16 protein-coding genes are annotated in these 12,308 nt (G+C 45.1%); 9 read left to right on the top strand and 7 right to left on the bottom strand.

The window, feature by feature from the left end; translation table 11 throughout:
• Positions 1-30 precede the first annotated feature (30 nt).
• Together ABU165_RS00250 and ABU165_RS00245 are read right to left on the bottom strand one after the other, a co-directional pair.
• Positions 31-273, bottom strand: coding sequence for a DUF2584 domain-containing protein (locus ABU165_RS00250; RefSeq protein ID WP_094769585.1), 243 nt, complete (start codon positions 271-273; stop codon positions 31-33).
• A gap of 21 nt (positions 274-294) precedes the next feature.
• The gene (locus ABU165_RS00245; RefSeq protein WP_009795288.1) at positions 295-1,095 is read right to left on the bottom strand and encodes an alpha/beta hydrolase family protein; all 801 of its coding nucleotides are present in this window, start codon (positions 1,093-1,095) and stop codon (positions 295-297) included.
• 144 nt (positions 1,096-1,239) lie between these two features.
• Here ABU165_RS00245 and ABU165_RS00240 point away from each other — a divergent pair, with 144 nt between their 5' ends.
• The 3 genes from ABU165_RS00240 to ABU165_RS00230 are packed head-to-tail and all read left to right on the top strand — an operon-like array spanning position 1,240 to position 3,833.
• Positions 1,240-2,235 carry an ABC transporter substrate-binding protein gene (locus tag ABU165_RS00240; RefSeq protein ID WP_009795289.1) on the top strand — a complete coding sequence of 332 codons (996 nt, stop codon included), beginning with the start codon at positions 1,240-1,242 and terminating at the stop codon, positions 2,233-2,235.
• Positions 2,236-2,272: 37 nt separating this feature from the next.
• A complete protein-coding gene (locus ABU165_RS00235; RefSeq protein ID WP_224952350.1) occupies positions 2,273-3,043 on the top strand; it encodes an ABC transporter ATP-binding protein in 771 nt (256 codons plus the stop codon).
• The gene (locus tag ABU165_RS00230) at positions 3,030-3,833 is read left to right on the top strand and encodes an ABC transporter permease (RefSeq protein WP_224952351.1); all 804 of its coding nucleotides are present in this window, start codon (positions 3,030-3,032) and stop codon (positions 3,831-3,833) included. The genes ABU165_RS00235 and ABU165_RS00230 overlap by 14 nt, the downstream gene beginning before the upstream one ends.
• 361 nt (positions 3,834-4,194) lie before the next feature.
• Here the strand turns inward: ABU165_RS00230 and ytkD are convergent, their stop codons facing one another.
• Positions 4,195-4,662, bottom strand: a complete 468-nt coding sequence (gene ytkD / locus ABU165_RS00225) for an RNA deprotection pyrophosphohydrolase (RefSeq protein ID WP_224952352.1) — start codon at positions 4,660-4,662, stop codon at positions 4,195-4,197.
• 326 nt (positions 4,663-4,988) lie between these two features.
• Here ytkD and ABU165_RS00220 point away from each other — a divergent pair, with 326 nt between their 5' ends.
• Positions 4,989-5,873 carry a DUF6612 family protein gene (locus ABU165_RS00220; RefSeq protein ID WP_353762478.1) on the top strand — a complete coding sequence of 295 codons (885 nt, stop codon included), beginning with the start codon at positions 4,989-4,991 and terminating at the stop codon, positions 5,871-5,873.
• 424 nt (positions 5,874-6,297) lie between these two features.
• Here ABU165_RS00220 and ABU165_RS00215 read toward each other — a convergent pair whose 3' ends face one another.
• Positions 6,298-6,627, bottom strand: coding sequence for a hypothetical protein (locus tag ABU165_RS00215; RefSeq protein ID WP_009795295.1), 330 nt, complete (start codon positions 6,625-6,627; stop codon positions 6,298-6,300).
• A 176-nt stretch (positions 6,628-6,803) separates the two neighbouring features.
• Between ABU165_RS00215 and ABU165_RS00210 the strand changes: the two genes are divergently transcribed.
• Positions 6,804-7,061: a DUF6154 family protein gene (locus tag ABU165_RS00210; protein ID WP_009795296.1), complete on the top strand. Its 258-nt coding sequence runs from the start codon at positions 6,804-6,806 to the stop codon at positions 7,059-7,061.
• 113 nt (positions 7,062-7,174) lie between these two features.
• Here ABU165_RS00210 and ABU165_RS00205 read toward each other — a convergent pair whose 3' ends face one another.
• Positions 7,175-7,612, bottom strand: coding sequence for a Dps family protein (locus ABU165_RS00205; protein WP_009795298.1), 438 nt, complete (start codon positions 7,610-7,612; stop codon positions 7,175-7,177).
• 202 nt (positions 7,613-7,814) lie between these two features.
• Between ABU165_RS00205 and ytzI the strand changes: the two genes are divergently transcribed.
• On the top strand, positions 7,815-8,000 hold the full coding sequence (gene ytzI / locus ABU165_RS00200; RefSeq protein WP_022544311.1) for a YtzI protein: 186 nt from the start codon (positions 7,815-7,817) through the stop codon (positions 7,998-8,000).
• Positions 8,001-8,121: 121 nt separating this feature from the next.
• Positions 8,122-9,570: a cardiolipin synthase gene (gene cls, locus ABU165_RS00195; RefSeq protein WP_224952354.1), complete on the top strand. Its 1,449-nt coding sequence runs from the start codon at positions 8,122-8,124 to the stop codon at positions 9,568-9,570.
• 53 nt (positions 9,571-9,623) lie between these two features.
• Here cls and ABU165_RS00190 read toward each other — a convergent pair whose 3' ends face one another.
• Positions 9,624-10,097, bottom strand: a complete 474-nt coding sequence (locus ABU165_RS00190; RefSeq protein ID WP_009795301.1) for an S-ribosylhomocysteine lyase — start codon at positions 10,095-10,097, stop codon at positions 9,624-9,626.
• Positions 10,098-10,275: 178 nt separating this feature from the next.
• Between ABU165_RS00190 and yidD the strand changes: the two genes are divergently transcribed.
• Complete coding sequence (gene yidD, locus ABU165_RS00185) at positions 10,276-10,503, top strand: membrane protein insertion efficiency factor YidD (RefSeq protein ID WP_022544312.1); 228 nt, start codon at positions 10,276-10,278, stop codon at positions 10,501-10,503.
• On the opposite strand, the gene ABU165_RS00180 is transcribed toward yidD, so the two are convergent.
• Positions 10,504-11,067 (bottom strand): beta-class carbonic anhydrase, encoded by a 564-nt coding sequence (locus tag ABU165_RS00180; protein ID WP_009795303.1) that lies wholly within the window; start codon positions 11,065-11,067, stop codon positions 10,504-10,506. It lies immediately after the preceding gene.
• 220 nt (positions 11,068-11,287) lie between these two features.
• On the opposite strand from ABU165_RS00180, the gene ABU165_RS00175 reads away from it, so the two are divergent.
• The gene (locus tag ABU165_RS00175; RefSeq protein WP_318059624.1) at positions 11,288-12,280 is read left to right on the top strand and encodes a metal ABC transporter solute-binding protein, Zn/Mn family; all 993 of its coding nucleotides are present in this window, start codon (positions 11,288-11,290) and stop codon (positions 12,278-12,280) included.
• Positions 12,281-12,308 lie beyond the last annotated feature (28 nt).

Raw genomic sequence — 12,308 nt, 5'->3', positions numbered from 1 at the left:
AACAGGCCTCCATCACAGGGGCCTGCCTTTTTAGTTAGTCGAATTCAGTGCTACCAGCTGATAGGTGATGCGTGTTTTTCCATCTTGCATTTCAAGCTTCCTGATCAGGGCAGTTCCGCTTAGATCAGCTTCTTTTGTTTTGCGGACTTCTACGGGGATGTCCAGCGGATAAATCCTGTAGCCTTCTTTTTCAAGAGTAAAATAATTGTCTTCAAGCCTGGTTTCCCTGCCCTTTGTCACAATCATTGTATTTAATTCCAAAGGCATTCCCATAGGATATCTCTCCTTCATTCTCTAATCTACTCTTATAGTACAGTATTCAGCCTGTTTTTTCATCCATGCAGTTAAATCGGAAACCACCCTGCGGTTGACAGCCGGCGGGAAGTAGTGGGTATATTCGTTGAAATACCAGCTCTCGACCGGCTTCCCCAATGCCTTCAGCCGCTTTTCAAGCCTGTAGGCGTGCTCGACAGAAACATTGTGGTCCTTAGCTCCATGAATGATCAGCACGGGAGGCCCCATATCCTCAAGATGGTAGAGGGGGGTCCTGCTTTCGTACCGTTCAGGATATTTAACCGGTGTTCCCCCAATTACCCGCTTCATCATTCTCCGCAAATCCTTCCTCTCCACATACGTCAATGCCATATCGCTGACTCCGCCCCATGTAACGACAGATGCCGCTTCAGGATGATGGATGGCTGCAAGGAGCGCCATGACTCCTCCCCTGGAAAAGCCAAAAATATGGACTTTATCTACACGGGGATGATTCTGAAGAAGGCGGAAGCCTGAAAATGCATCTTCCCTGTCTTCACCTGCAAAATCTTCATTCCCTTCCCCTCCCTGGTTTCCCCGGTAAAATGGCGCAAATACAATGAAACCTTCTGAAGCAAATTGGACAATCCGCCCCGGCCTGACTTTCCCCACATTTTTGATTCCGCCCCGCAAATAAAGGAATCCATCATATATCTCCCCATCCTTCGGCTCTGCCAGCAGGCCTTTAATCTTTAATCCCCCGGCTGTATAAGTGATAAGGCTCAATTCAATGGCAGGGTTTGGGGAAGGATAGCGCTGCCTGTCTATAATCATTTCTTCCATCAATTCTCATCTCCTTAACCCTGCAGAATAATAGGCACAAAGCCTTCCTTTAAATTTCCGTTCCTGGGCATTCACACATTTTTTGCCCAAATCATACGATAGCTTAGATAAGAACACACACCTTTACACACGGGAGGCAATAGCATGAAAAGAGCTTTAAAAATAGGTTTTTCTTTGCTGGCTGTATTTGTACTGCTGGTGCCGCTGGCGGCTTGCGGCAAAGACGAAGTCCAGACTGTCAGGATTGCGGAAGTTACCCGTTCCATCTTCTATGCTCCCCAATATGTTGCCATTGAAAAGGGATTTTTCAAAGAAGAAGGCCTTGATGTCAAACTGACAACCACCCCTGGCGGAGATAAAACGATGACAGCCCTTCTTTCGGATGGAGCAGATGTGGCGCTTGTCGGATCGGAAACCTCCATCTATGTATACGGCCAGGGCACAAATGATCCTGTCATCAATTTCGCGCAGCTGACACAGACAGATGGAACCTTCCTCGTATCCCGGGAAAAGATCGACGACTTTACATGGGATCAGCTGAAGGGGAAAACCTTCCTTGGCCAGCGCAAAGGCGGAATGCCTCAGATGGTAGGGGAGTTTGTATTGAAGAAGCATGGAATTGATCCCCAGGAAGATTTAAACCTGATCCAAAATGTAGATTATGCCAATATCGCTCCAGCCTTCGCTTCAGGCACAGGTGAATTCGTTCAGCTTTTCGAACCGACTGCCAGCGTGTTTGAAAAAGAAGGCAAAGGGCATATTGTCGCCTCCTTTGGCACAGAATCCGGTCATGTACCTTATACCACCTTTATGGCAAAAGAAAGCTATATGAAAGAAAACAGTGAAACGGTTGAGAAATTTGCCCGTGCAATCTATAAGGCACAGCAGTGGGTTGATTCGCATGAGCCCCAGGAAACTGCTGAAGTAATCCAGAAATATTTCGAGGACACTGACCTTGACATCATCGAAATGGTAGTGGACCGCTACAGAAGCCAAGGCTCGTTTGCAGCTGATCCTATATTGGATGAAGAGGAATGGAAAAACCTCCAGGATATTATGGATGAGGCCGGCGAACTTCCAAAACGGATTGATCATGAAACATTAGTTAATACAGAAATTGCCGAAAAAGTGATGAAGTAGGCAAGGCTCTGAATTTAAAGAAACGGAGGGTGAAAAAATGGACTTTCTCGAGATTGAACAGATCAATCATACTTATTTTACCAAAAACACTGCAAACACGGCCCTCTCTGATATTACCTTAAGCATTAAGGAAGGGGAATTTGTCTCCTTCCTTGGCCCAAGCGGCTGCGGAAAGACTACGCTTCTGTCCATTATTGCAGGCCTTATAGAACCCTCAGAGGGCAAGGTCTCTCTTGAGGGGCGCCCAGTCAATGTTTCTGAACGGAAGATCGGTTATATGCTCCAGCAGGACTATCTGTTCCCCTGGAAAACAATCGGGGAGAACATCTTGATCGGCTTAAAGCTTGCAGGAGAAGACACCGGAAGCAAAAGGGATTATGCTTTCAGCCTGCTTGCTGAAATGGGATTATCCGGTGTTGAAAAACAGTTCCCCAAACAGCTGTCGGGAGGCATGCGCCAGCGGGTGGCCCTGGTGCGCACCCTTGCTGCAGAACCAAAGCTGCTGATGCTCGACGAGCCCTTCTCCGCCCTTGACTATCAGACTAAACTGAAGCTTGAAGACCTTGTCTCAGGCACGCTGAAAGCTTTCGGAAAAACGGCCATCCTTGTGACACATGATATCGGCGAGGCCATTGCGATGAGCGATAGGATATTCATGTTTTCCCCTCGCCCCGGAAGGCTCCATAAAACCTTCCACATCCCGGATGAACTGCGGAATCTCAGCCCTTTTCAGGCCAGAAGCCATTCTTTATATTCTACATTGTTCCAGACTGTATGGAAGGAGATGGAGTCCCTTGAGTCAGAATAACAGGATTGAAGCCCTGCATCTTGAATACAAGAAGGGGCTGAGAAGCGAGAAAAGGCGGGTCCGCTTTTTTCAGCTGGTCATATTCGCTTTCTTTTTTGCCGGCTGGGAGATATTCAGCAGGAACGAATGGATCAATCCGCTGATTTTCAGCTCGCCATCAAAGGTATGGGAGCTGTTCCTGTCCAAGCTGAGCGACGGCTCTCTCCTGGCCAACCTCGGAATCACCCTTTCGGAAACTGTGTTCGGCTTTGTCCTGGGAACCTTCCTTGGTACATTGCTGGCTGCCATTCTCTGGTGGTCTCCTATCATCCAGAAAATACTGGATCCGTATCTTGTCATACTGAATGCCATGCCCAAGGTTGCTCTCGGGCCAATCCTGATTGTTGCCCTCGGTCCGAGCTTTACATCCATCGTCGCCATGGGCGCCATCATATCAGTCATTATTACAACCATAGTCGTTTATACATCCTTTAAGGAAGTGGATCCCAACTATCTGAAGGTGCTCCAGACCTTTGGCGCCACCAGGGCCCAATGCTTTAAGGAAGCCATCCTTCCAGCTTCCTTCCCTGTCATCATCTCCACATTGAAGGTCAATGTCGGCCTGTCCTGGGTCGGAGTGATTGTCGGAGAATTCCTGGTTTCTTCAAAAGGACTTGGCTATATGATCATTTACGGGTTCCAGGTGTTCAATTTTACGCTTGTCATGCTGTCGCTCCTCGTCATCGCTGTCTTTGCCACTATTATGTACCAGCTTGTGGATCTGCTCGAGAAAAAACTGATTAAAAGCTGAATGTTGCCAGCCTGGGCGTTTCAATTTTCCCCTGCCCTTTAATGGGGCTGTTGATTTGCGTTCCAGGCACTTCGCTTTCCGCGGGGCGGCGCTGAGCCTCCTCGTCGCTGCCGCTCCTGTGGGGTCTCAGCCTTGCCGCTATCTCCCACAGGAGTCTACGTGCCTTCCACTCCAATCAACAAAGTTTTTAAAAAAAATTGGGTCAAGGTTGCAGTCTGCTTATATTTATTGGTAAAACGTTTATGTTAAAAACTAAAAAAATGAAGCGGGAAAGCACCGCAGCAGATACCGACTTGCCGGCTTGGGAGTACCCTCCGACCGCCAATTTTGATGCACTTGCCAATCGGAAGGCTGTTGCCCTTCAAAGCTTTCCTTCCAGCATTTCAATGCTCCTTTTTACCACGTCATCCTTCATGATGAAGCTGAAGCGGCTGTCCATCCTCTCCGCCAGCAAATCCCCTTTAAATAGAACCGGTCCATCCGTCTCCAGATAAGAATCCTTTTTCTCCAGCTCTGCTGCATGCCCCCAGTAAATGGCCTTTACAAAAGACAGGCCATCCAGCTTTACCTCATATTCGCCGATAAACCGCAGATCATCAAGCAGGGCTCCTGTCTCTTCCCGAACCTCTCTCCTTGCTGCCTCTTCAATCGTTTCTCCCGCTTCACATTTTCCGCCCGGGAACTCCCAGCCCCTCTCCTGGTGATCCGTCAAAAGCCAGCTATCTTCATACCGGCATATGACAAGGACATGCTTTGCTTTTTCAAGGAATGATCCCTTCTGGAAAGACAGTCTGACAGTCCCCCCATTGTAATCTTTGAAAACTTCCATTCAAGTCCACTCCTGTTTTCCTTTTTCTCTATTATAGAAGAAGCTTTCAGCAGGAAACCACTTTCGCAGCGCATACAGGTAAATTTTTCATATAAAAACAGATTAAGCTCTTCCTAAATAGGGAAAGGACCTGTGAATCCATACAATTTTCCTATGAAACTCGCAGTGGATACATAAATATCCCTGTATAGGGCGTGTTATAAAGGGAGGGAGCGTAATCAGGATATTTATATTTAGGCTTAATGGACCATATTAGGCAATTCTCGAAACTTTTCGGCAAACCGTCCGTAAAAAAGATAACAAATACTAACAGAGGAGTGTATATTTTGAAAAAAATTCTATCATTAGCAGCTAGCCTCATCCTTTTATTCATGCTGGCAGCATGCAACCAGACGGCTGCCCCTGTCAGTGAGAGCAATAACTCAGATGAAAATGGCACGGCTGCAGAAAATGGCGAAACAGCAGAGAATGAATCTGACCTTACGCTTGAGGAAGTTTTGGATAAAACGACAGAGGCTTCAGAAAACCTAAATAGCTTTTCGGTCGATATGACAATGGATCAGATGATCAGCGCCGGCCAGGAGGAAGAAAACATGAATATCAGCTCTGATATCCAGATGGATGTCGTTACAGAGCCAATGGCCTTTTACCAAAAAACGGCCATGTCCCAGGACCAGTCCGGTGAAACTTATGAGACTGAAAGCTATTTTACTGAAGAAGGCATGTTCATGTATGACCCCGCTGGAGAAACATGGATGAAGTTTCCCAAAGAAATGTCAGACCAGCTGATCCAAATGTCCGGTCAGCAGACAAATCCGGCTGAAGAATTAAAAAAGCTGCAGGAATTTACAGATGACTTCACATTTGAACAGGACGACAATCATTTCATTCTCAAACTGAAAGCATCAGGAGAAAAATTCACTGAACTTATGAAAGAAACAATGGCTGATACACTGCCGCCGGAAATGGCTGCCGATGAAGAAGTATTTAACAATATGAAGATTGAAAACGTCGAGTACACCATTCTGGTTGATAAGGAAACTTTCTATCCTTCATCACTGAATATGGATATGACTATGGAAATGGCAGTTGAAGGGCAGACAGTCTCACTCAATCAAAAAATCGAGGGCAAATACTCAGACTACAACGAGGTAAAAGAAATCACAATCCCTCAAGAGGTTTTGGACACAGCAGTTGAAATGGAGATGTAAAATAGCAAACATAATCGGGGCGGGGAAAGATTTCCTTGCCCCGATTATGTATTTTATTGTGAAAAGTCTTTTTACCTGCATAGGGCATCGTGCGCTGAAGTTCAACTAAAAAAATCCTTCCTTTAATGGGGCTGTTGATTTGCGTTCCAGGCACTTCGCTTTCCGCGGGGCGGCGCTGAGCCTCCTCGTCGTACCTCCTGCGGGGTCTCAGCTTTGCCGCTGCAATCCCGCAGGAGTCTACGTGCCTTGCACTCCAATCAACAGGGCTTTGAAATAAATTGGGCAACTGTACCCCGCAGGCCAGACAGGAAAACAGATCCAATGAAAAGACTTGACTGTTAGAAATATATTCGTAAAGCACAGTAGTAACAAGATACTTCTTATACCTTCCTCATTCGCCTGAAACGAAGTATAGGAAACTTTTTTAATTTCTCCCCCCAAGAATACCCATCTCATCAATATGCTTCCTGGCTTCTTCATCCCCAAGCTCATAAATCATTTTGTATGCCCCGGCCAGGCCTTCATCATAGGCATCATTCTCCCGGTCATAATGATACTGGACATACGGAACATGGGCACGGAAGAAATTCTGCCAGTCAGTTGAGTGATTCTGGTCAAAATACTCCCTAAGCCTGGTGATTTCTTCGTCATTGGCCTCTATTTTAAAATTCCAGGGCGAACTGTCTGAACTCTGGGATATTTCTCCGCTGGCAACGCTTATATAATACACTTTCCTATTTTCCATCCTGGTCATCCCCTTTTTATTTCCTTCTTATCTTTGTTTCCCTCAAGGAAGGCAATTTTATTCTCGGGGAATACTTTTCATAATGAAGGGTATTTACTAAATATAATATAGAAAGACTGGCGGGCAGGATTTTTCCTGGCCGCCGCGAATATACATTAGCAATCCATCTTGAGGAGGTGTACCATATGAAAATTGTTGACGAGCTCTACGAATTGTACCGCGGAAAGCTGACAGGGGATGAGGAAGACATTGATATGCTTGCATTCGCTTTTCTTGAGGAAATGAGCTATGATGACCTTCTTTCCCTCCTGAAGGAAATGGATAAGCAGGAGCTTTACAGCCTGATGGGCCTTTATTTAATCGAAAGCCTGAAGGGCAAATTTGCCAATGAGGACTACGGCCAGGAAAGGCATCCGATATTTCCTCAGCGGAATATTCATTAAATTGATACATAAATAGAGAAAGGAAAAGCCAGTATCATATTCCAGGCTGCTCCTTTCTCTTCTTTTTTTGCATACCAAAAAAGCATCCGGCAGCTGCCGGATGCTTTTTATCCTTATCCTAAGAATGCTTTGAACATCCAAATATGCTTTTTCAAGCTCTGCTTCACAGACAGCAGCATATCCGCTGTGCCCTCATCATTTGCCTCTTCAGCAATTTCGATGGCACTTTGCAGTTCATCCTCCATCTTGATGAAATCATTGCAGATGCTCCTGACCATATCCTCTTCTTTTTCAGAGCCTGACGCTTCTTCAACAGAAGCCATTTCAAGGCATTCCCTCATCGTAGCAACAGGGCTGCCTTCCAGGGCAAGCACCCTTTCAGCAAGAACATCGATATGTTCATTTGCCTCGTTGTACAGCTCCTCAAATTTTTCATGAAGGGTAAAGAAGTGGCGGCCCTTTATGTACCAGTGGTAATTATGGAGCTTTACATATAATACCGTCCAATTGGCCACCTGTTTATTAACTGCTTGTACTAATTGATTTGACATACTATCAACCTCCCTTCTTTATAGTACCCACCCTCCGTTTTTTAAAAACATGCTGCTGCTTTTTTTATGAAAACCCACCAGGCCAATGTTTCATGATAAAATACGAATATTGGAAAACCCGCGATTATCAGGCAATTTAAAGGGAAAAATACAGAAGCATGTGGGCAGCTGTTCTTCCCGTCTATTCAAAAGGAGGGAAATCATGTATATCATTTTAATTATAAGCATCATTATTGTTTTAGTCGTACTGCTCCTGAGTGTTGTCACAACCTCCAAGGCTTATACGTATAAACATACCGTCGATCCAATTGAGAACAACCCCCACCTGAAAAATGAAGAGGGGGAAAATACAGAAGCAGAGCAAACAGAGACAGAAAACAAGGCTTAAACACCTATTCTAATTGCCATTTGAAACGGTGCATAAGCGGCCGGCACTATCCTATTATTGATGCCGGCCGTCAGACTGCTGGATGCAAGCGGTTTTGCCTTAGCAGGGAGAGTGTTTTTTCATGGATGTTTATTCGATATTTATCAGTCTGATTTTTGTGCTGAATGTGATTTTTGCCATCATTGTTATTTTCCTGGAGCGGAGGGACGCAGGAGGCACCTGGGCGTGGCTGATGGTCTTATTTTTCATACCGATTCTTGGTTTCATCATGTATTTCCTGTTTGGCCAGAACCTTGCGCGAAGGAAGATGTTTCAATGGGAGGACCGGGAAAAGGTCGGCATAGATGAAATGATCAGACAGCAGGTTCAATCAATTAAAAATCAATTGTTTTCCTTTCGCAATGAAACCATCAGGGACAGCTATGATTTGATCTATATGCATTTGATCAATAATGAAGCCGTCCTTACCCAGGATAACGAAGTTGAGATATTTACCGACGGAAGGAAGAAATTCGATTCTTTAATCGGCGATATAAAATCGGCACAGGATCATATCCATCTGCAGTATTATATTTTTAAAAAGGACAACCTCGGCAGAGGGCTTGTTTCCCTTTTAACCGAAAAAGCAAAAGAAGGAGTAAAGGTCAGGGTCCTGTATGATGAATTGGGCTCCAGAGGCGTGACTAAACGTTTCTTCAGGGAGCTGCGTGCAGCCGGAGGGGAAGTGGAAGCTTTCTTCCCGTCAAAGCTCCCTTTTATCAATATCAGGGTCAATTACCGCAACCACCGGAAGCTTGCCATCATAGACGGCAAGGTAGGCTATGTGGGAGGCTTTAATGTCGGAGATGAATATCTGGGACTGGATCCTTCCTTCGGCTATTGGAGGGATACCCACCTGAGGATTACCGGAGAGGCTGTCCACGCCATCCAGACAAGATTCATCCTTGACTGGAACCAGGCGTCACACCGCCATGATATCCATTATCATACCCGGTATTTTCCGGAAAGCGCCGGCAGCGGAAATATCGGGATCCAAATCGTCAACAGCGGTCCTGACTCAGAATGGGAACAGATTAAAAATGGCTATATCAAGATGATCAGCTCGGCTAAGGAGAGCATTATGATCCAGACGCCGTACTTCATCCCTGATGCGAGCCTGCTTGATGCACTTCGGATTGCTTCACTTTCTGGAGTAAAAGTAAAAATCATGATTCCGAATAAGCCGGACCATATGTTTGTCTATTGGGCAACTTACTCATACATCGGGGAAATGCTGAAAACCGGAGCAGAAATTTATATTTATGATAATGGTTTCATTCACGCCAAAACCATTGTGGTTGATGAAAAGATTTCTTCCGTCGGTACAGCCAACATAGATGTAAGAAGCTTCCGGCTGAATTTTGAGGTCAATGCCTTTATATATGATAAAGAGGTATCCGGCCAGCTTGCCGGCAAATTCCGTGATGATATTGAACTTTCCAGCCTGATGGATGCAGAGCGCTACAGCAAAAGAAGTTTTTACATCCGCCTTAAAGAATCCATATCGAGGCTGCTGTCGCCCATTTTATAATAGCTGACAGCAAAAAAACCGGCATTATGCCGGTTTTTGCGCACTGCGTTCTATTAAGCAAATACTTGCTTCAGATCTTCCTTGCTTTGATCCAGCCAGAAGCGCATAAGACGCTTTGCCCCTTCAAGGTCATGTAGCTTGGCCTGGCCGCACTGTTTTTCGTTTGCAGCCGGAATTTCAGTGATCTCAAGAGCATCCTTTAATGTATCTTCAAGCAAATCAATGATTTCTTCCACTGTCGGCTCCCCGCTGACAACAAGATAGTAGCCAGTCTGGCAGCCCATTGGAGAAATATCAATAATATCGAAATGATCGTATTTCTCTGCATGGGTACGGATATTAAAAGCAAGCAGATGTTCAAGCGTATGGATGGTGTCCGGCTTCATCGCCTGCTTGTTTGGCTGGCAGAAGCGGATATCGAATTTATTAACAACTCCGTCACTTCCCACTTTGTGGACACCGCAATGTCTTACATATGGAGCTTTAACGGCATTATGATCTAATTCAAAGCTTTCTACTGAAGGCATGTAATCACTCCTTATAAGTCTTAATTTCAATTATAACGCAAAAGCCGACTATTTTCATCAAATTAATATAGAATAAAATTCCCAGTCCGTTACCAGCATAACTATGCATGCAGATGGACTCTTATGATTCCAAAACAGTATAATCAATAATTATGATGTAGAAAGGATGAGGCAGTACATGCTTCAAAAGATGATGATCGGACTGATCCGTTTTTATCAGATTGCCATTTCGCCCCTTAAGCCGCCGTCCTGCCGTTTTTACCCGACCTGCTCCCATTATGGTCTGGAGGCCGTCAAAAGATTTGGCCCCTTTAAAGGAGGCTGGCTTGCTGTGCGCAGAATAACCAAATGCCACCCATTCCATCCTGGAGGCTTTGATCCTGTTCCTGAGAAAAACGAGAAATGACTATTGCCCGTACCCGTCAACCACCAGGTCCAGTTTTCCTGTTTCCGGATTGATGACAAGGCCATGGACCGGTACATCCTTCGGCATGAGCGGGTGCTTTTTGATCATATCGGCGCTGTGGGCGACACTTTCGCTTACGGAGCTGAATCCCTTAAGGAACTCTTCTACATTGATCCCTGAATATGCCAGCGTTTCAAAGGCAGACTCGTCCACGCCTCTCTTCTTCATTTCTTCAATCACAAGCTCCGGCTTGATGGCGCTCATTCCGCAGTCATGATGGCCGATGACGAAAACTTCGTCCGCCTGCAGCTGATAAACAGCCACCAGGATGCTTCGCATGATGCTGCCAAACGGATGGGCCACAAGCGCACCTGCATTCTTGATGATTTTGACATCCCCATTCGCAACATTGATGGCTTTTGGCAATAACTCAAGCAGCCTTGTGTCCATACATGTCAGGATCACCATCCGTTTATCGGGAAACTTTGTTGTTGCAAACTCCTCGTAACGCTTATTTTCAACGAAATCCTTGTTATGGTCTAATATTTGCTGTAACAGTTTCATAATATCCTCCTGTAGGCTTTATAATGATTCACTACCTTCTAGCATACATAATCCCGTTCTCTTAGACAAAATTTTTCCCTTGCTTTTCACAGAAAAATTTTGTAAGATTACTTAGTAAAATCGTAACGATTACGTATTATATAATCAACATTAAGAACATATGATCATGTATCACAATCAAATCGAAATAAATACGGTTTACTTATGAAAGGCGGTTATTATGAGAAAGTTAATCATGCTCCTCACCCTATTGCTGCCGGTCAGCCTTTTTCTGGCGGGCTGCGGGGACGGAAATGCAGACCAGGCGGAGGAAAATACAAAAAATCAGCTGAATGTGTATACAACGGTATATCCGCTCCAATATTTTGCGGAAAGAATTGGCGGCAGCTATGTAGATGCCCAAACCATCTATCCTCCGGGAGCTGACGAGCACACATTCGAACCCTCGCAAAAGGATATGATGGCTCTTGCCGATTCAGATCTGTTCATTTACATCGGCCTTGGCCTTGAAGGATTTGTGAGCAAAGCCGAAGGCACCCTCGAGAATGAGAATGTAACATTGCTGGCGGCAGGAGAAAATATTGATATGACCGGTACAGAAGATGGGCACGCCCATGAAGAAGGAACAGAAGCGGAAGGCCATGAAGATGACGGACACAGCCATGAAGATGATGGACACAATCATGGCGATGTTGATCCTCACGTATGGCTTGATCCTCTTTATGCTGCCGATCTGGCTGAAGCTATTAAAGATGAGCTGGCAGAGAAGATGCCGGAGCGCCAAAAGGAATTTGAAGAAAATTTCCAAAAGCTTGCCGCTGAACTGGATTCCCTCCACCATGAATTTAAGGAAACTATTGATTCTGCAAAACATAAAGAAATCATTGTCTCCCATGCTGCATACGGATACTGGGAGAAAAGATATGGTTTAGAGCAAATCAGTGTTTCAGGTCTCTCCACATCCAATGAACCAACACAGAAGGAATTGGAAAACATTATCAAAACAGCCAGGGAGCACGGCTTGACCTATATCTTTTTTGAACAGAATGTAAGCTCAAAACTGACGGAAATCGTCCAGAATGAAGTTGGCGCCAAATCGCTGCAGCTTCATAATTTGTCTGTGCTGACAGATGAAAATATCGATAATAAAGAAACCTACTTTACCCTGATGGAAAACAACCTGAAAGGGATAGAGAAAGCCTTGAATAATTAAGGATACAGCAGCAGGTAATATTCCTGCT

The sequence above is a fragment of the Cytobacillus sp. T106 genome (assembly GCF_040492155.1).
GTDB classification, from domain to species: Bacteria; Bacillota; Bacilli; order Bacillales; family Cytobacillaceae; genus Bacillus_AB; species Bacillus_AB infantis.
Note: the sequence above shows the minus strand (reverse complement) of the source record. Positions and strands in the feature narration are given on the sequence as shown.